The sequence below is a fragment of the Acinetobacter sp. YH01011 genome, from assembly GCF_013420785.1.
Taxonomy (GTDB): Bacteria; Pseudomonadota; Gammaproteobacteria; order Pseudomonadales; family Moraxellaceae; genus Acinetobacter; species Acinetobacter towneri.
Map to the genome: position 1 here is coordinate 14,877 of NZ_VOYG01000010.1, position 19,387 is coordinate 34,263.

10 protein-coding genes and 3 pseudogenes are annotated in these 19,387 nt (G+C 40.7%); 8 read left to right on the forward strand and 5 right to left on the reverse strand.

Annotated features, from left to right (window positions below):
- Positions 1–17 precede the first annotated feature (17 nt).
- Together FTT78_RS08185 and FTT78_RS08190 are read right to left on the reverse strand one after the other, a co-directional pair.
- Positions 18–7,061 carry a hemagglutinin repeat-containing protein gene (locus tag FTT78_RS08185; protein ID WP_179994266.1) on the reverse strand — a complete coding sequence of 2,348 codons (7,044 nt, stop codon included), beginning with the start codon at positions 7,059–7,061 and terminating at the stop codon, positions 18–20.
- 86 nt (positions 7,062–7,147) lie between these two features.
- On the reverse strand, positions 7,148–8,905 hold the full coding sequence (locus tag FTT78_RS08190) for a ShlB/FhaC/HecB family hemolysin secretion/activation protein (protein ID WP_154320126.1): 1,758 nt from the start codon (positions 8,903–8,905) through the stop codon (positions 7,148–7,150).
- A 305-nt stretch (positions 8,906–9,210) separates the two neighbouring features.
- On the opposite strand from FTT78_RS08190, the gene FTT78_RS08195 reads away from it, so the two are divergent.
- Entirely contained in the window at positions 9,211–9,549 is a 339-nt protein-coding gene (locus FTT78_RS08195; protein WP_154320127.1) for a transposase, read from the forward strand.
- Here the strand turns inward: FTT78_RS08195 and FTT78_RS08200 are convergent.
- A pseudogene (locus FTT78_RS08200) lies at positions 9,534–9,836 on the reverse strand (transposase); the annotation flags it as partial. The gene FTT78_RS08195 and the pseudogene FTT78_RS08200 overlap by 16 nt on opposite strands.
- A 335-nt stretch (positions 9,837–10,171) precedes the next feature.
- Between FTT78_RS08200 and FTT78_RS08205 the strand changes: the two are divergent.
- Both FTT78_RS08205 and FTT78_RS13530 read left to right on the forward strand, forming a co-directional pair.
- Positions 10,172–11,404 (forward strand): ATP-binding protein, encoded by a 1,233-nt coding sequence (locus tag FTT78_RS08205; RefSeq protein ID WP_094069408.1) that lies wholly within the window; start codon positions 10,172–10,174, stop codon positions 11,402–11,404.
- Positions 11,405–11,442: 38 nt separating this feature from the next.
- Positions 11,443–11,529 (forward strand): annotated as a pseudogene (locus FTT78_RS13530) (HNH endonuclease); the annotation flags it as partial.
- 268 nt (positions 11,530–11,797) lie between these two features.
- On the opposite strand, the pseudogene FTT78_RS08210 reads toward FTT78_RS13530, so the two are convergent.
- Positions 11,798–12,625: pseudogene (locus FTT78_RS08210) on the reverse strand (TonB-dependent receptor domain-containing protein); the annotation flags it as partial.
- Between the two features lie 474 nt (positions 12,626–13,099).
- On the opposite strand from FTT78_RS08210, the gene FTT78_RS08215 reads away from it, so the two are divergent.
- Both FTT78_RS08215 and FTT78_RS08220 read left to right on the forward strand, forming a co-directional pair.
- Positions 13,100–14,653, forward strand: coding sequence for an esterase-like activity of phytase family protein (locus FTT78_RS08215; RefSeq protein ID WP_167846514.1), 1,554 nt, complete (start codon positions 13,100–13,102; stop codon positions 14,651–14,653).
- 67 nt (positions 14,654–14,720) lie between these two features.
- On the forward strand, positions 14,721–15,602 hold the full coding sequence (locus FTT78_RS08220) for a hypothetical protein (protein WP_179989051.1): 882 nt from the start codon (positions 14,721–14,723) through the stop codon (positions 15,600–15,602).
- Positions 15,603–15,624: 22 nt separating this feature from the next.
- Here FTT78_RS08220 and FTT78_RS08225 read toward each other — a convergent pair whose 3' ends face one another.
- Positions 15,625–15,828, reverse strand: coding sequence for a hypothetical protein (locus FTT78_RS08225; protein ID WP_094069354.1), 204 nt, complete (start codon positions 15,826–15,828; stop codon positions 15,625–15,627).
- Between the two features lie 390 nt (positions 15,829–16,218).
- Between FTT78_RS08225 and FTT78_RS08230 the strand changes: the two genes are divergently transcribed.
- Genes FTT78_RS08230 through FTT78_RS08240 form a run of 3 tightly spaced genes read left to right on the forward strand, consistent with a single transcriptional unit; the run spans position 16,219 to position 19,358 of the window.
- Entirely contained in the window at positions 16,219–16,521 is a 303-nt protein-coding gene (locus FTT78_RS08230) for a type II toxin-antitoxin system HigB family toxin (RefSeq protein ID WP_154320130.1), read from the forward strand.
- A 31-nt stretch (positions 16,522–16,552) separates the two neighbouring features.
- Entirely contained in the window at positions 16,553–16,924 is a 372-nt protein-coding gene (locus tag FTT78_RS08235) for a type II toxin-antitoxin system HigA family antitoxin (protein ID WP_000354814.1), read from the forward strand.
- A 25-nt stretch (positions 16,925–16,949) separates the two neighbouring features.
- On the forward strand, positions 16,950–19,358 hold the full coding sequence (locus FTT78_RS08240; RefSeq protein WP_094069352.1) for a DEAD/DEAH box helicase family protein: 2,409 nt from the start codon (positions 16,950–16,952) through the stop codon (positions 19,356–19,358).
- The last annotated feature ends 29 nt before the right edge of the window (positions 19,359–19,387 follow it).

The following is a 19,387-nucleotide window of genomic DNA, read 5'->3' on the forward strand; positions in this document are numbered from 1 at the left end:
TCTATACTCCTTACAAACTATTTCTTTATGTATTCTGATGGAACACAACCTTTGATTAAGCATTCCCCATCTCTAATAGCATGATTCAAATCTTTATTTGCATCTCTTAATTTATCTCGATTTTTTTTACTAGGATTACGATCATATTTCGCCTGAGCTGCATCGACTTTAGATTGTAATTCCTTTCTAACTTCGGTATGTGTCACAATCTGACTACCAGAAATCTTACCTGCATCAATATCTTCCTGCAATCGCTTCGTATCAATCTTAATTTGCTCACCACCATAATTTTTAGAATCAATAGCTATTGCTGGATCACTTGTTGAAATGTATGGTGTATTCTCAGAATTACCACCTCTAATATGAGATTGAACAGATCCTGTTCCTTCAGGGTTTGCAGCAACCAAATCACCTTTGTCATTTATGTAAGCTTTTGGTTTACCTTTATAATTTTCTGTAGCAGAAAAATCATGATCATTACGAGTAACATAATCAGGAACAGTAGGTTTTACTGATATTTCATCACTATTTTTAGCTTTTCCTTTCCCTGAAATTAGTGTCTCAGCAGCTATACCAACAATAAAAGTAGCACCTAGCTTTGCATTTTGCAGTGATTCCGCATAATTAAGACTTCGTTGAAAATCATCATCGCTTAGTCCAAGCTGTTTCAACTCACTAATTTTTTCAGACCGACTCCAATCATCATATAGACCATCTGAAAGTCCGTAGAGTGATTTTACTAAATGATCTGATACCGCATTTGTAGCATAATCAATATATTCTCCACTAAATTGATTAACTATATATCCTGCTGTTGCTTTTACAGGCCCTCCTAACAACACGCTAGCAGCAAGTTGTATTTTTTCAATGTCAACACCACTATCTACAGAAATTTTTTCTATATTTTTACTAATTTCTGCTGCCGCATGTAAAAATTTAAAACCTAGTAAATCCGTTTCTTTTACAGCAAGAGAACTATCTGTATTTTCAGCTAATATACTAATTAAGGAGTTTGAGTTGACTATTGGTTGCTCTTTAGAGAGCTCAGAATTAAGAATCTGTTCAATGCCACTACCATTCTGACTCAAAATATCTAATTGTTCTTGGACAGCAGATAATTTTTGAATTGCATACCAATAATTATCTGTATCTATAATCTTTTCGACCTCTTTAATTTCAAGACCATTTTTCAATAGCTCCCCTGCAACTTGCTGCCCATATTCCTCTAAACCCTCAAAATCTGCTGGTAAACTATAAAGTTTTGCTTGTATATTATTTAAACTTTGTAAAGCCTTCTCTTTATATTCTCCCTCAGGCATTTGCTTCACAATATTTTCAGCACTTTGACGGAAATTTTCAGGTAATTCCTTCTGCTCTTGAATAATCTCCGCCCGTCCACTCTTACTCAGTAAACGCTGATCAACCGTCACAGAACCATCCAGCATGCCCGTCACTTGGTCACGAGTAATTTCTTGCGTATTATTAATGTCCCGATTGGTGCTGTCTGAGGCATTTGCAACAGTCCCTTGACCCATCGTTGCCTTAGTCAATTGTTCTGTTTCTTGTCCACTGCTGTTAAGGCCAATGGTGGTTGAACCGTTTGGATATTTGGATTTTTCTCCATCTTTGTTGTTCGTGGTTTTGCCTATCGTCGTTGATACATTAAAACCACTGCTACTGTTGTAGTTATGATCTTCTATGTCTTTCAGCGCAAGTTCGCCTGAATAGTTCAGCTTACCGTGATCCGTTAATGTGCCGTCTTCATTCTTCGTCGCATTGGCAATCACACCACCAATACTGGTAATATTTTTAACACCCATCGCATCTAGATCAGCATCGTTCTGCGCATTGCCAATCAGCAGCTTACTAGTGTCATTTACCCATGCACTGTCAATGCTGCCCTTACTTTGGTTATAGCCAGCGCTGATATTGCTGGCTTTACCGTTAGAACCAAAACCTAAGCCAATATTTCCGCCTTTGCTGCTATTACTGCTAGTCTCTGTATCCTGCAAGCTTTCTACATGGATCTGATTTACTTGTAGATTACCTCGGTCAGCGATAGAAACCTCACCGCCCTGAATATTCAGTTTGTCTATTGCACCTTCAGTACGATTCAGCACAACTTCACTATTTACGTGGGTGAGGCTTTCGTTTTGTGATTGGCTGGTTTGCTTGCCTATTGAAGCACTGCCGCCACCGCCATAGGTATAGCTCACACTTTGGCTATTGGTTTTACTATTGCTGTCCTGTTTACTATGCTCGACGCCTGCAGTCACATTGAGGTCTTTGCTGCCATCAAAGGTCGTGGTGCCTGTTGCATTCACTCGGCTGCCTTGGATATTGATGTCTTGGCCTTCTGATTTAAGCTGAAGGTTATTTAAATCTAAGTTGCTACCTTGCCATTGGCTTTGTTCTGTATTCGTGGTCGTCGTAGTTTCAATCCTTTCACCATTGGCACCAATAGTAAAGCCATAGGTTGCACTGCTTGCAGCCGCAGATGCGGCTGCTGCCCCTACAGCAATCTGTGCACTTGCCACATTGGCCGTTGCCATTGCGACATTGGCTTTGCTGTCATCTAAGGCTCCTTTGGTAATTCGACCCGCTGCATAGTCACGTTGTGCTTGGCTATAATCATCTTTAGCTTTAGATAAGGCTTTAGTTGCATCTGCAACAGCTTCTACCGCTAAGATTGCATCTAAATAGGCATTGCGAATGCCGACTTCTGTACTGATGGTTTCAGTATGAGTCTTTTCTTCTGTGGTGGTTTTATTTTCATAACCGCCTATGTTAAGATTTCCTCGACCATGATCAATGATCGTATCACCTGTCGCTGTGATATTTTGGCCGAGGATATCTACACCTTCTGCACCTTGAATTGTTAAATTTTCAGTATTGATATTGCCTGACTTATGCGTTGTGGCTGTAGTTTTAACGGTATTCTCTGCGTCTTCAAGTACAAAGCCGCCCACTCGAATGCTGTCTTTATTCAGCTTAACCCCAAGACCTTGTACCGTTTCTTTGCTGTTTGACGTAACAGTTTTGTGTTGTTCTTCTGCTGCATCGAGCGTGACTTTTTTGCCCGCTAAGACCGTGTTCTGTGCATCAATGTTGCTACTGGTCAGTGTCGTTTGACCTGCTGAACCCACATAGACATTATTGGCACCAAGATCGGTCCCTGTTTGTGTTCTTTGCTCAGTCCGTGTGCTCGATGATTCTCCGATCGTGATCTTCGGTGCTTTTAATCCCGGAGCTAAAGCCTCAATACCCGCTAAGCCAACAGCAGTCACTTTCATTAAGTCTTTGGCAATGCCACGATAACCTTTTTGGGTTTCATCCCATTGCTGATCATTGGTTTCTAATGTCGTCAGACTGACATTTTCGGGCAGGGCATTACCATCTTTGGATTTTAAACTGCCATCCGCTTGGCGTTCGAATTGTTTATTGCCAATATAAATATTGTCTTGAGCTTGTATATCATTGGCTTGCAGCTCGATATTTTTACCGGCATTGATATCAACATTTTTGCCAGCTTTGAGCTGTGTTTGTGCAACATCTTCGTCGATATATCCTGATTGACGGTTTTTAAATTGAATTGTATTTTTCTTGGCTGTTTCCGTGCTCTTTATATCAGTATCAATATCTGACAAAAGTTTTACATTGCCTTGGTTTGCCGTAATTTGAATGCTGTCTTTCGCACCAGCTTGCAGGTGCGTGGCTTGAATATCTCCTGTTTGGCTATTGATCAGGATATTGCCACCCGATTGGATGTCGGTTGCAATCGATTGACTGGTCGAAGATTGGATTTTTTTATCTGTTGTAGAGAAGCCACCTTTTTCATGGGCTGCAAGCTGAGAACTGCGTTCATCTCGTCCATTTTCGATCAAGACATTTTGTCCAGCATCAATCACTACATTGCCCGACGTACTGTTCAAGGTGCTGGCTTTAATCTGAGTATTGGCACCACTTTGCAGGGAAATATTTCCTTTCGCCTGAATCTGCGTCCCTACATCTCGACTCGAAGCATTCAGAATCTGATCCTTGTCACCTGCTGAGCTTAAATCACTGCGACTGACATTCACCGTAGAAAGATTCAGGTCTTGTCCCGCTTGGATCGCAATGCTACCTTGGCTTTGTAGATCTGATGCAGTCAGATTGATATTATTCTTGGCATTGGCAACCAGCTGACCATCCGCATCTTGTACATACAGCCCAGCAACACGGCCAATGTTTTCAGCGCTAAATTCACTTAAACCGTGCTTATTTTCAGTTTTAATCGTCGTGGTGATGTTGTTAATGTCTCGGCCCGCATCAAGGGCAAGGATTTGATTGGCGGTCATTGTCCCACCAATATTATTGATATCGGTGTGTGCTGTCGCAAAGACATCTCGACCTTGTATTAAGCCACCCACGTTATTAATGTTATTGGCTTCAAGACTCACCAATTGGCGTCCAGCAATACTGCCTTGGTTGTTTAAATCCCCACTCAGTTTTAAATTGACCGTCTCGCCTGCAATCAAGGCACCTTTGTTGTTTAAGTCCCCCGACTGTACCGCAACATACACTTTCGGTACCAAGACTTGGATTTTTTCGCCATCAACGGTAATGGTTTCTGTCACCAGCCACACCATATCACTGGTCAATCGAGCAATCTGTGCTTCTGAGAGCTTCACTCCAACACTTAAATTAAGATCTTTGGCAGCACTTACCCCAGAATCCATCAAGGCTTTGAATTGATCCTCGAAGTTCGTATAACCATCTAAATAAACTTGACCCGTCAGTTGTGCAATTTGGTCATTGACCAGTTTTTGCTCGTAATAACCATCCCCTAAACGTTTTTGCATATTTTGTGGGTTGGTCGCGAACATTTGCAGCATGTAATCACTGCCTAACCAATTTTTATAATTGGTAAAGGCATCGCTGCTTTCAATCAAAGGGCGGTTATTATTTTCTTTATTAACGCTGTATAAGGATTGCAGCGGTAAGCTGAGTTCTGAGGTATCACCATTTAATGTGCCTTGGTGAGCACCATCATATTTCACCACATCAAGTTTTATTGGCGTTACGATATCAGCTGGATTATAGGGTTTAACACTGTTCCACTTACTTCGTTTACTTGTACCTAATGTATTCCAACCTACATAGTGATACTGTGATGTCCCCGTTTTAATCACACGATGCTCACCCTCAGCATCAATATTATTCACTTCATTTTGTTCAATATTAATGCCTTTCGTCGCTAGAATTTGGCTCTTGTCATTGGTCAGGCTTTGGCCTTTTAGCGTCAGTGTGCCACCTGAAATAATCTCCGCTGGTGCACTGGAATCCACATAGTGTTGGGTTTCGTACTGGTTGTAGATATATCGGGTATAGTCTTCATATTTTTGACCATCCAGATAAATGCTGTCATAACTGCCACGACCTGTAATATGCGATGAATCAAGAATTTCAGCGCTTCCAGCACCTTGATAAGCGGTCACATCTTTGCGGGTTTCTGGTATTTCTTTGACACTTGAACTGAAATGCAAATTTCGGTTGGTCAAAATATCCACGCCTAAGTACATATCACCCACGGATTGAATACGTGCACTGGCATTGTCTAATAATGCGGCAGAGCCTTCTGCCATATGGTTTGCATTGAGTTGTCCACCAACAGTCAGCGCACCTTCGCTGGCAATTAAGGCTTGTTCTCGGTTTTCAATTTTTCCGCCTGCAATATCTAAGCGTTGACGTGCCGCAATCGTGCCTGCTTTGACATCGCCATTGGTTTGCTGTTCTGCATTGAGAAGATGCGCGGCTTGCAGGGCAATATGGTCACCATAGATTTGACCTGTACCCACGTTTTGGATGCCTTGACTGGCATCAATACGAGTTAAACCTTGGCTATTAATGAGGCCGGTATTGTTGACGTTTTCAGCCTGAATGCGTTGATCGCCTAGACTTAATATCTTGCCATTATTGTTTAAATCTTTTGCTTGAAGATTTAAACTCGCTGGGGTGCTATCGACTTTATTTTCTGCAACTACTGCACCGCTATTTTGCAGCTCGCCATTGGCACTGATTTTAATATGCCCGGCTGAAGCAAACACTTGCCCTGCATTGTTAATCCCAACCCCTTGTTCGGTACTGATTAAACTGATTTTGCCCGCATACATTCCGCCTAAGTGACTGGTATCAATGGCAAACTGTGGCACAGTGCCTGCCAACCCCGAAGCCGCCTGTATCGCACCAGCCTGCGGATTAACTTCAATATCATTTTGTCCAGCAACCACCGTCAATTCTTTAGCCCAAATCCCCGCATTGATCTGTGCAGCACGGCTGAGTAACTGGGTATAGTCGGCTTTACTGGCATCCAAGCCCTGACCTGTGATGTTAATCACCCCGTCACGGACTTGATAACCTGTCACTTGTCCATTTTGAATATTCGGATTGGCGGTACTTAAAGTCACCCCACCTGCATTGATAAAACCGCCACCATCGACATTAATCCCAGCTTGGTTGGCAATGATCACATCTGCTTTACGTCCACCGACCTCTACATAGCCATTTAAGTGACTTGGATTGCTGCCGTTCACCTGATTAACAATGACTTTGGCTTCACCGCCTGCAAGCCACGGATTGGCTTGGATATAACCCCCAAGCTGCGTTTGAGTATTTTGGCGGCTGTTATTTAAAATGACACCGTTCTGATTCACATCAAATTGCTGGTAGTGATTCACCGATACCCCAGCTTTGCTTGGGGTTTGAATATTCACCTGCGTTGTGCCATTGGCACTGTTCAATATCGTTGGACGCTGATTGCCTGCCGCATTCGAGTCTGCAACAACATTGCTGTGCGATACACCAATAGATGCATTGATCAGGGCAGTGCCTGTAATCAGCATCAATGAAAATGAAAGAACTTTTAAAGCTAAACTTTTTTCAGAAGCAACGACTGGTGTTTCAAGATCAACCGCTTTATTATTCTGTGTTGAGGCTTGTCCTGCAGCTGCGACATTTTCTGCAACAGCAATCATTTCACCACGGGTTTGACTAAAAATCGTTTTATAGCAGTTCTTATTCATTTTTCAATTACCAATGTGTCTTTATTTGGGAGATTTTTTCGCTTTAATACTACGAGCTCATTTTTTAGTTTGTACTTTTCTTTAGATCAGAATGAATAACTGGCACTAAAACCATAATTCAAATCATAATTTTGGAAATATTCAGGCTTCTTGATTGGTTTACCGATAAATATATCGTAGTAAAAAGTGCCACCCACCTTAAATTGACCACGTAGCCCCATCGCACCACCCACAAGGGTTTTACCTAAAAGCCATTGGGCAGATTGACCATCAACATGCCCAGCATCCAAGGCCATATAGAATTGATGTGCGGGAAAAATAGACATGGCTAAATCATTGCGCCAGTAGAAGCCACGGTCTGCTGCTAGGGTTAGGTCACCATCAAAACCGCGTACTGTATACCTTCCACCAATGGAAAGCCGGTCTTGGATGGTCAGCGGGGTGTCATTGTATTGCGCTCTAAAGGCACTTGAGTAGCTATATTGCTGGTTCTCAAATTGGAACGGAACATTCAGATTGGCATCTAGCGTCCAGATCTTCATCCGTGATGTACCTTCGTTCAGCGCTTCCTCAACTGCTGGTAATGAATCGAATGCACCTGTGCCTCGCTTATACCCTAGACTCAAATCCAGCACTGCAAATTGAATATATTCACGATGATCAAGGTTTAACTGCCAACCCGCAACATCTCTGCGCTGTATGGTCAGTTCGGCATCATCAATATAGCTTTTAGATTCTCGATGCCAGCCTTTCAAGGTCGCTGAGGTTTTACGCTTGGCATCCCGATAAAGCAATCGGGTCAAGCCTAAGTCTTGAGTCTGACTTTCTCCATTATAGTTATAGACATTATTGGTGCCTGCAACAGCTTGGTCATAATTGTATCGACTCGCATTGGCGCTGATCAGCCAGTTTTTATAAGGGACTGAATAATGAAGGGCATAGTTATGGGTTCCGCTCTTCACAGTGGTTCCATTTTGATCCGTAATCTCTTGCTGATCTGCTAAGTTACGGCCCATGGTGACGTAAAATAAGTCACTTCTAAATAAAGGGTTATCGACTGAAACGGTGATGTTACCTTGGTATTTACCGGTTTGACGACTACCGGCATCATCAGCACTTAAGGTCACGCGAATTGGAATTTTTCGCTGTTTCCATTTGACGATAACATCACTTTGATTGGGCGCATCTGCAGGAATAATTTGAATATCAGCTTCCGCTGTAGGCAGTCTTTTTAAGTTTTCTAAGCCTTGCTCTAAGTCACGTAAATTGAGAATATCGCCACTCTTCATTGGAAAGATATTTTTGGCATATTGAATTCGGCCTGCTCGGGTATTTTCCTCATCACTTAAATCGAGTTTGATTTCTCGAACTAATCCCGGAATGACGGTGAGTTTTAATACGCCTGTACTTAAGTTTTGAGGTGCAGCCAATATTCGTGTCGTAGTAAAGCCTCGGCCAATGATGATGTTCTGCGTTTGCGTCATCAACAGATTAATTCGCTGCTCACCCATGCATAAACCTGGAGTAAAACTTAAATCTTTTAACGCTTGTTGCACATATTGATCAAAATGCTTACTCATTTCGCCATCAAGTTCAACTGTCTTGATTTCAAAACAATTCTGATCTTCAAGGTCGGTAAGTTGTACAGCTTCTTTTTTTTGGATGACATCTAAATTAACATCACGTTCTGGTTGTATAATTTTTTCTAGTTCTGCTTGGCGCTGCTGGTTTCGAATCAAACCATCTATCGCTGGATCAAATGTTTCTGCAAATGCAAAAGGAGTAACAACAAAACCACCCAAAGTAAGCAAAATACTTTTTAATACTATATTTTTTTTGAACATAAATTTATTGCATGTTAAATTTTGCGCAGAAATTAACAAATAATGACCAAATATTCAATGGTATTTTATTTTTCAATTTCTCCCATTAGATTGTACCCCTCAATAGACACTTAACTTTCATTCTGCAGGACACCTTCACTTGCCACATGTGTCGTTGATAGCCAATCTGACCATTGTTCTTGATATAACTGTACCATATGAGCACTTGGCTGTTTTTTCGTAAGCGTCCGCTGAACACACCTTATGAATTCATCCTATAAGCCTTAATTTAGTCCCCACTTAAAAACAAGTGGGGACTTAAATTTATGACGACAAATAATCAGACATCCATCGCATCTCTAGCGAAAAAACGAAGAACATACAGTGCTGAATTTAAACAGCAGATCGTTCAGGCTTGTAAAGCACCTGACGTTTCAATTGCTTCGGTCGCTTTGCAACATGGATTGAATGCAAATCTTGTATCCAAATGGATTCGCTTATTTGATGGTAAACCAAAGAATGATCGCTCACCACCACCGAATAAACCTGCATTTATTGCCTTATCCTGCTCTGCACCATTAGATCCTATTTCTACTAATATGTTAACGGTTCAAATTGCTTTACCTCACTCAAAAGCAGAAATTGGCTTTGTGATACGGGTCTGATTTTTCTTGATAAGCTGTGGCTCAAATTTACCCTCACGATCTCTAGGGGTATCTAGTTCAAACTCACCATCATCAGTCAGTAGACGCTTCGTTGTGTAACCATTGCGAGCATTTTTACCTGTTCGTGGACTATTCTTTTCGTAACCTAAATGGTCGGTGAGTTCCGCATTAAGGGCAGTTTCAACAGTCAATTTCTTTAAAGCCCGACTAAAATTATTGAGATCGAGTTCGGTTTTTAGGTTCTTGGCTAACTCTTTAGCGAGTGCCAACATTGCTTCATCTTTCATGGTAAACACCTTTTGTTTGACCCCAACAACGTTGGGGGAGTTTAAGCGTTTACATAGTTTTATTTACAGTCTCAACAAATCCGAAAACAAGGCATCACCATTGCTCATCTAAGGAGTAGACCCAGATACGATATTAGGCATATTTAGGTTTTTTGTCGTGTACAGAGTCAAAAAAGATAGAATCTGGATTTTTATTACATTTACTATCCGTATACTTCAACAGCAGCTTTGAATGTTTCACTTAACCTTAAACTTTTTTTAAAATTAAATATATTTACATATACGTTCTAAAATTTGATATAATTTATTAAAACTTTAGATTCCAAGTGTAAATAATGAGAAGCGCTAATATTCGACGTGATGGCTACTTAAAATTTCTGAATACATGGCAAGACCGTGATGTCATTAAAGTACTTTCAGGTGTGCGTCGCTCTGGAAAATCCACCTTATTGGCAATGTTTCAACAAATCCTAAAAGCACAGGGTGTACAAGCCGAAAACATCATTGCCATCAACTTCGAATTTATGGAATTTGAAGAACTCACCGATTACCGTAAACTACATGATTATGTATTGTCCAAAGTTGATAAAAGTAAAAAAAACTATGTTTTCTTAGATGAAATACAACATGTTACAAATTTTGAGAAAGTAGTCGACTCTTTATATGTTCGGGATTATATCGATTTATATATTACAGGCTCAAATGCATTCTTTCTAAGTGGAGAACTTGCGACTTTACTTACAGGACGCTATATCGAGCAACATGTTCTACCTCTGTCATTCCAAGAATTTAAACAGTGGCATATTGAAAATAATCCGATCATCCAACAATTATCAAATCGTGATTTGTATGCCATGTATACGCGCAGTAGTTTCCCTTATACGCTTGCCATGACTAGCCAGCAGGAAACTTATGATTACTTGCAAGCAGTCTATGCCAGTGTAATGTTTAAAGATGTTATTCCCCGTTTGAATACTGCCGATATTAACTCTCTCGAGCGTGTCGCAAGATATTTGGCAAGCGTGACAGGCTCACCTATTTCCATCAATAAAATTAAAAATACCTTTGTTTCAAGTGGGGTTAAAATTTCATTTGAAACAGTAAAACGCTATATTCAGGGCTTACAGGACAGTTTGTTATTTTATAGTGCCGCACAATTTAAAGTACGCGGGCGTGAGTTATTACAATCCTCTGAAAAATACTATTTAGTTGATGTCGGATTGCGCCGGATTATGTTGCCTGATGCTAATGCTGATCAAGGTCATATCTTAGAAAATGTGATTTATCTTGAGCTTGTCAGACGAGGTTATACGGTCTATGTAGGGCGGGTTGATGAATATGAAATTGATTTTGTTGCTGTCGATACTTTACAGAATTTAACTTATTATCAGGTGGCATTAGAAACGCTCAATGAGGAGACACTCAGCCGAGAGTTACGTCCATTACAGAAAATTTCTGATTCGTATCCCAAGTATTTGCTTACCTTAGACACGATAGGGACTGAAGCGAATTATAATGGTATTGTAAAAATGAGTGCTCTCGATTGGTTGCTATCTGAAAATAAGTAAAGTTGAGGGTAGACATGGATACACTTATTTATTAATTAAAACTCAAAGACTTTTCAGCATTAACCAAGAGTGTGATCAAGCATAATTTCTGCTCCATTTGTGATGGATTGATTTACCTCGACTCGATTTCTATCTGATTAAGATGTATGGTCCGCTTGCATCATGTGAGGACAGGAAAAGGCGAAACGGCTACTTTTTGCATGTGATTAGATAGTTACGGCTGTTATAATCCGTTACTTAACGGGGGATTAATATGTTTAAAAATTTATTACTGAGTTTATTTGTGGCTGTTCCACGGCTTTGTTGCATAAAGATTTTGTAAGCTTCTGATTTAAATAGGTTTGTATGAATTTCAACCTAAAAATTAATGAACAAAATCAGTTGGTTATGTATTTATGCAACAAAGCCTATGTTAGAATATTTTTTTATCGATAGTCCAACATTAAAATTTCGTCTATCTGCGGGCTCAAAGAAACGATTATTACTATCATTGACAATCACGGAACCCACATAGTTTCGATCTAATAAATTATCTAGTCGTGCATAAGTATTTACTTTCCAGTCTTTATTGACCCACAAATAGCCAACATTTGCCGCAACGACCGTATAACTTGGTGCAGTATCAGAGTTGATATCATCGACATAAATCTTGTCCATATAACGTGCTTCTAAGCCTGCCTGAAATCCCTGCTCAGGTTGCCATGCCAAGCCTACAAAAGCTTGATTCTTGGCAATACCTGGAATATATGTTCCTTTTTGTATCAGCGGTTTGGTTGTGGTCGCTGGAATATCAGCATCAAAAGTCGCATCTAAATAACTATAACTGGTTCGAATATTGAGTGCTTGCCAGAGCTGTTTTTGCCACGATAACTCTAAGCCTTCACGTAAGGTTTTTTCTGCATTACGAAATGTGCTTCGCCCGCCATTGGCATCGTCAGGCACAATGTCATTTTTAGTTTCAGTATGAAATACAGCAAAAGTAAATAACCCTAAGGTATTCTGCGATTTTAAGCCAAGTTCTACGGTATCACTGGTCGCAGGTTTTAAATTAAAGTTAATGCCTGAAGTCCCTACTGTAAGATAGGCCATCTCGGTAAAGGTTGGTGTTTCGAAGCCTTTGCCATAGCTAGCATAAGTATAAAGCTCAGGTAATATATCCCAGCCTAAAGCGACAGTTGGAAGTAACTTTTGATAATCTGTTGAACCACTGTCATCACCATTGCCTGTGGTTTAGTCATGGTGCTGAAGCTATTTCTGATGTCTTAATTCTATTACCTGCAACACAGTACATTTAAGTTGATGATGCTACTAGCAATGTTTTAACTATTGGAAAATATTACAGTAATTTAAATTATTTGGGGGAATTTTCAATAAACATAAATTTCGACACGTCACATTGTGTCGTTAGTAAGTAGGATGATTCAATCACTTCAAACTTAGCATTGGTATAACCCTGCCCTATGAGACAGCTTCATAATAAGGCTGCTTATATCTAGAATACTGTGGCAGTTTAAAGTTTTATTTTAATTTTACCTCAAACCACATTTGATAAATAATGAAGAAAACCTAGATATAACCCCCACAAACTACTGATATTTTTAATTTGCTAAAATTTTACATTGATCATATTTCATTCATGTAATTGTCATTTTTGCTTCTTATGATGAAGCTTTTTAAACATGATGCTTCAAAAAAATGAAAAAAAAACCACTAACCTTAGCTTTATTAGCTTCGACAATTTTATTAACCGCATGTACTGATGATGGGGACAATGGTCAAAATGGATTGAATAGTTTGATTCAACAGACGCCTTTAGTACTTGGAAATGATGATTGCTGGAGTGCTGGAACACGTATTGAAAGTGGTTTGGATAAAAATCAAAATGGTGAGTTGGATGCGAATGAAATCCAGCAAAGCTCCATCCAGTGTGGTCCAAACTTATTTGCCCAAGGGGTTGCATTGCCTTACCAAAACTTAACAAGCTTTAAGGCGAATGGAACAACTATTGCGAGTGCATTTACACTTCGACAGGGTGGCTTTGGCTCTGATGTTGCTGCCCATCCTACGAACAATAAACAATTTTACGCAATCACAGATCGTGGCCCAAATGCTGACTATAATGATGGCGTGAATGGTGCTGGTAAGATTTTTCCAATGCCAGACTATATACCTAAAATTGGGTTGTTTGAGGTACAAGATGATGGCTCAATCAAACTCATCAAAACGATTTTATTAAAAGATCGTGATGGAAATAATATTAGTGGATTACCGAATACTGCTGCACTAGGTGGTACAGGCGAAACACCTTACGATATTCATGGCAAGGTCATCGCTAAAGATCCATCAAAGCCTTATGACCCAATAACGAACCCTATCAAACTTGATGATTACGGTCTCGATTCTGAAGGTTTGGCAGCATTGAATGATGGTACATTCTGGGTGAGTGATGAATATGGTCCTCACATTGTGCACTATGATGCCAATGGAAAAGAAATTGGTCGTATTAATCCTTTTGTAAATGATGTGCGCAATACCTTCACTTTACCGCAAGAATTTAGTTATCGTCGTGCCAACCGTGGTATGGAAGGTTTAACTATTACACCTGACCAAAAAACATTGGTTGGGATTATGCAATCGACAATGGACTTACCGACTAAAGCTGTTAATAAATCAACCTTAACACGTATTGTGACGATCAATCTTGAAACAGGAAAAGTTGCTCAGTATCTCTATCGTCAAGAAATTGATGCTAACTCAAACTCAGCTATTATTGCGATTAATGATCATGAGTTTTTAGTACTGGAACGTGATGGCAAATTCCTTAAAGACGATCCGAATATCATGAAACATGTTTATCGTATTGATCTGAAGGATGCTACCAATTTGGAGGATATCGCAACTCAGGGCGATCTAGTGCAAGATCCTAAACTTGGTTTAACGATTGCAGGTAAAACCCTCGAGCAATATTTCATCAATAACGATAAAAAATGGGAAGCATTACAAGCACTAAATATTCAGCCAGTAAGTAAAACATTGGTATTGGATATGGGTAAACGTGTAAGTTATGCGCATGACAAAATGGAAGGTCTATGGTTGATTAACCGACAAACTCTTGGCATTGTGAATGATGATGACATGGGTCTTTGGACAACCAATGGTTTAGAGCAAAAGTATTTGGATAATGTGGGCATGCGTGTCGATACACCTACCTTATATATTGCCGATAAGTTAAATCTTTTCAACCCATAACAATGAATGAAGCCCAAAAGCTAAAACTTTTGGGCTTTTTAAATTCAACTTTTGTCTAGAGAGAAAAATGAGAATAACTCAATCGGCTTTGATAACTTTCTTGGCAATTACAGTGCTACCATCGCTGAGCTATGCATCTCCCAAAGCCACATCTCGCGAATACAAAGTACTATTAGATCCCATAAATTTTAATTATGGAAATGAAGCAAGCAGCATAAATAGCTATTTTTCAGCGGTGAAAAATGCGATTGAAAATAAAATCAGTCGTGACGTAACTGGTGCTATGATCTTTGATACACAAAGAGAAATCCGCTTTTACGATACTCAAGGAAGCTGTACTTTAAAAAATATGGGATACAGCTTCAGAGAGCGTAATGAAAATGGTACAAAAGAAGTAACTTTAAAGTATCGTGGATATGACCATTATATTGCTGACTTCAAAGATTTGACTAGCAATGTATCAGGCGCAAAAACTAAGCTAGAAGATGACATTACTCGTAAAGATAACTTGAGTTTCCTTGTAGTTGCAAGCAAGTCAACAACCGTACCAACCTCGCGAACCATTAACGATTTTGAGGATATCAATATTCTATTTACTGGCTTCAAAAATGACTATAATTTTAATAATAGTCTAGCCCTGAATCAAGTTGGTGGTCTAACTATCTATGAACGAAAATATAGTGGTGCAACGATTGATTTAGGTGAATTCGATGCAGATTTAGAGTTAAGTTTATGGTATACCCTATTGCCTTACGGTAGTCTAAAACCTGTTTTAGCAGAAATTTCGTTTAAATATTCAGATCCCAATGCGAATTTCACAAGAAAAGTAGTTGATCGTGCTGCTTTAAGCTTCAGTGCTTTAAAAGGTTTAACCCAATATAATGCACCAACTTCGACAGCAACAAAGACTCAGTTTGTGTACCAATATCAATCAAATTTCTGCAATTAGCCTTCATACACATCTAGAAAATTTAACCTGATAGAAACAATAAAAAATGGGTAACTGTCAGATCAGGTTTGAGATACAAGTTATCCTTCTCTGCCCCAATTTCAAGCCCAATATTTAAAGCTTGGGCTGTTCTAAACACATTAATCACACAGCCTAAACCGAGTGAATAAATCGGCTGTCTTAATAGAACAACAACAGCACCTAGAATATGCTCAACTTCAGCCACAGTTTCAGGCTCGTATAGGTATTTTCCGTTCGCTTCTACGTGATTGTCAGTTTAGGACGCAAACTGGGGCTCATCCCGCCTGCACGTCCAACGCACAGCTTGGGGTATGAAGAATCACTCTATTGGTTCAGAGTATTGGCCTTCTTCGATGGCAAACGCAGCCGCATGTCGAAAAGGCCCATCAGGCGAAAATAGCAAGCCCCCCATTTGATCACTTACCGTGGCAGTTGGGACAATGGGGCAACACTTGATATGCCGAGCTTAAGAGGGTGAATAAGAGGGATGTGAACCGCCCCAAGGAATGGGGCAATTGGGGATGCGGTAACAACTCCTAACCGCATCAAGAATACCAAACTTGCAAAAGTCCCAAATTGGGACTAATATCTATTTATGAGAATTATCGCACTATCAACCTTAAAAACATTTTGGGAAGACAGCTCAGAATACATTGACGCTAAAGAGCCAACGTTAGCTTGGTATAGGCATGCATTAAACGCTGATTGGGGAGCACCGGCGGATGTGAAACAGGACTTTAGAAATGCCAGCATCCTCAAAGATGGGCGTGTCGTGTTTAACATTGCCGGTAATAAATACCGGTTAGTTGCTTGGATCAATTATGCGTACAAAGTGGTTTACATACGGTTTATCGGCAGCCATGCGCAATACGATAAAATTGATGTACAAACGATTTGAAGCCAAAAGGTAGTAACAAGAGGTAAATATAATGGACATCAGACCTATTAAAACAGATGCCGACTACCGCGCGGCATTAAACGACATCGAAAACCTAATGATGGCGGAGCCTGATACCGTCGAAGGCGAAAAGCTGGACATTTTGGTTACGTTAGTCGAGGCCTACGAAGCAAAGCATTTTCCAATGGATTTGCCAGACCCTGTTGAGGCAATAAAGTTTGAGATGGAGCGCAAAGGCTTAACCGTTAAAGATCTTGAACCCATGATAGGTAAAAGCAATCGTGTTTATGAAATCCTAAACCATAAGCGATCACTCACGCTAAAAATGATTTGGAAACTTCATGAAGGGTTAGGTATTCCAGCAGAGTCGCTGATCAAGCCACCGCAAGTTCGCGCTTTATAGTGCTGCGAATCAAAATTAGTTTGTTATGAATGACGCTCGCTACCCAAACATTTCTGCTATTGATAACAGGCTAGCTGAGCTTGAAAATGAAAAGCAGCAGCTTCTCGCATTAAGAGAGGCTTTGCGTAGCGCTCAAATCGAGCGTTCAGTACAGACATTCACGCCAGAACAAAAGGTCGCCTTATTCAGACAACGATTTCGTGGAAGAGAGGATATCTTTGCCAATCGTTGGCAAAATCAACAGGGGCGCAGTGGCTATTCCGTAGCCTGTGATAATGAGTGGGTAAGCGGGCTATGCAACAAACCCCGCATTAAATGCCAAGACTGTTCACACCGAAAGTTTAGCGAATTAAACGAGCACATTATTTACAGGCACCTTGCCGGTCATCAAGTGGTAGGTCTGTATCCACTACTTAAAGATAATTCGTGCTATTTGTTGGCAGCCGATTTTGACAAAGGCTGTTGGCAAGAAGAAGTCAAAGCAATGTCTAAAGTGTGCCAAGCGTTTGATATTCCGCACGCGATAGAAATCTCGCGTTCTGGCAACGGGGCTCACTTATGGATATTTTTTGAAACCAATATCCCAGCGAACCATGCTCGGGCACTGGGTTTCGCTTTGCTTGATAAAGCCATGGAAATATTTCCAAATCTATCGTTTGACTCCTATGACAGGCTCTTTCCTAACCAAGATGTACTTCCTGAAGGCGGGTTTGGCAATCTCATTGCGTTACCACTTCAAAAGGAGGCTCGCCTTTCAGGTCGTAGTTGCTTTGTTGACAGTGACCTGAATGCCATCGATGATCAATGGCGGTACCTTGCTGAGCTTAAAACGCTCACTCAGTCGAGTATTGACCAACTCATAACAACTATTTCACCCAACACCCTATTACTGTCCGAGCAAGGGCTAACAGACAACCGCCCTCCTTGGGAAATCACAGCCAAAGCCGCACCAATAAAATTAGAGTCTTTGCCGAAAAACGTGACCATTACCTTGGCCAACCATATCTACTTTTTGATGAGCGAGTTACCTGGGCCATTACTGGCCGGACTAAAGCGATTAGCTAGTTTTTCTAATCCTGTGTTTTTTAAAACACAAGCGTTGCGCTTTTCAACCCATGGCATTCCGAGGTTTATTTCCTGTGCTCGTATTGAAAACGGTTATCTAGCACTACCGCGAGGCTGCCTCGATGATGCGATTGCTTTGCTACAAGAGCAAAACATTTCGCCACTATTTGACGATAAGCGTGAAATTGGTAAACCATTATTAAAGCTTACCCCTGAGTTCACTTTGCGAAAGAACCAGCGTGACGCAGTGGCCGCAATATCTAAACATGACTTCGGTATTTTGCATGCGCCAACTGCATTTGGAAAAACGGTTACTGCCATTGCTATGATCGTAAAACGCAAAGTAAATACCCTCATACTGGTTCATAGCCGACAACTGCTCGAACAATGGCAAGAGCGCTTACGCACGTTCCTACCCGAAGTAACCATTGGCAGTATAGGCGGAGGTAAAAGAAAGCCGAGTGGCATTATCGACATAGCCACCTACCAAAGTTTGGTTAATAAAAAAGACAATTCCATCACTCCTCTCATTCAAGACTACGGCCATATTATTGTTGACGAATGCCACCACCTATCTGCACCAAGGTTTGAAATGGTACTCAACGAGGTAAGAGCAAAATATGTATTGGGCCTTACAGCAACACCAGAGCGACAAGATGGTCATCAAAAGATCATTTTTATGGCGGCAGGGCCTATTCGCTACAAAGTGAAACAAAGCCCTGATGAGCAATTTACTCAAACCGTGATGATTCATCAGCTCTACGATGTACCAGCAGCAGAGCTTATAAAAACAGATGAGCGCCCCAAAATAAGCGATGCCTACCGCTGGCTCGTCAATAATGAGCAGCGCACTTCAAAAATCGTCTCAGACGCCTACGAGTGTGTTCAAAATGGCGGACACCCGTTAGTCCTTACAGAGCGTAGAGAGCACGCAGAATCCATACACTCACGACTTACCGAAATGGGTATAAGCACTGTCGTACTTAAAGGCGCCATGAAAGCTGCGGAACGCAAGAACGCTGACAATCATCTGCAATCGGCTCAAGTCGTCGTCGCAACAGGAAAATATGTAGGCGAAGGGTTTGACCTACCAAGACTGGATACGTTGTTTTTGGCCATGCCCATCTCATGGAAAGGAACATTGGCTCAATATGCCGGTCGTATTCATCGTGAATCGGAAGGCAAAACACAAGTCACTATTCACGACTATGTGGACTGCACTCTCCCTATGCTGCAACGCATGTTTAAAAAACGCGAGAAAAGCTACAAGGCTATGAGGTACGCCCTTGAGTACATTGATGACAACAGTAACAAGCAACCTTCATTGAAATTAGAAAACATCCCTTCACCAAATACCAAGCCAAAATAAACAGCAGCACTTCATTAAACACTTCCCCA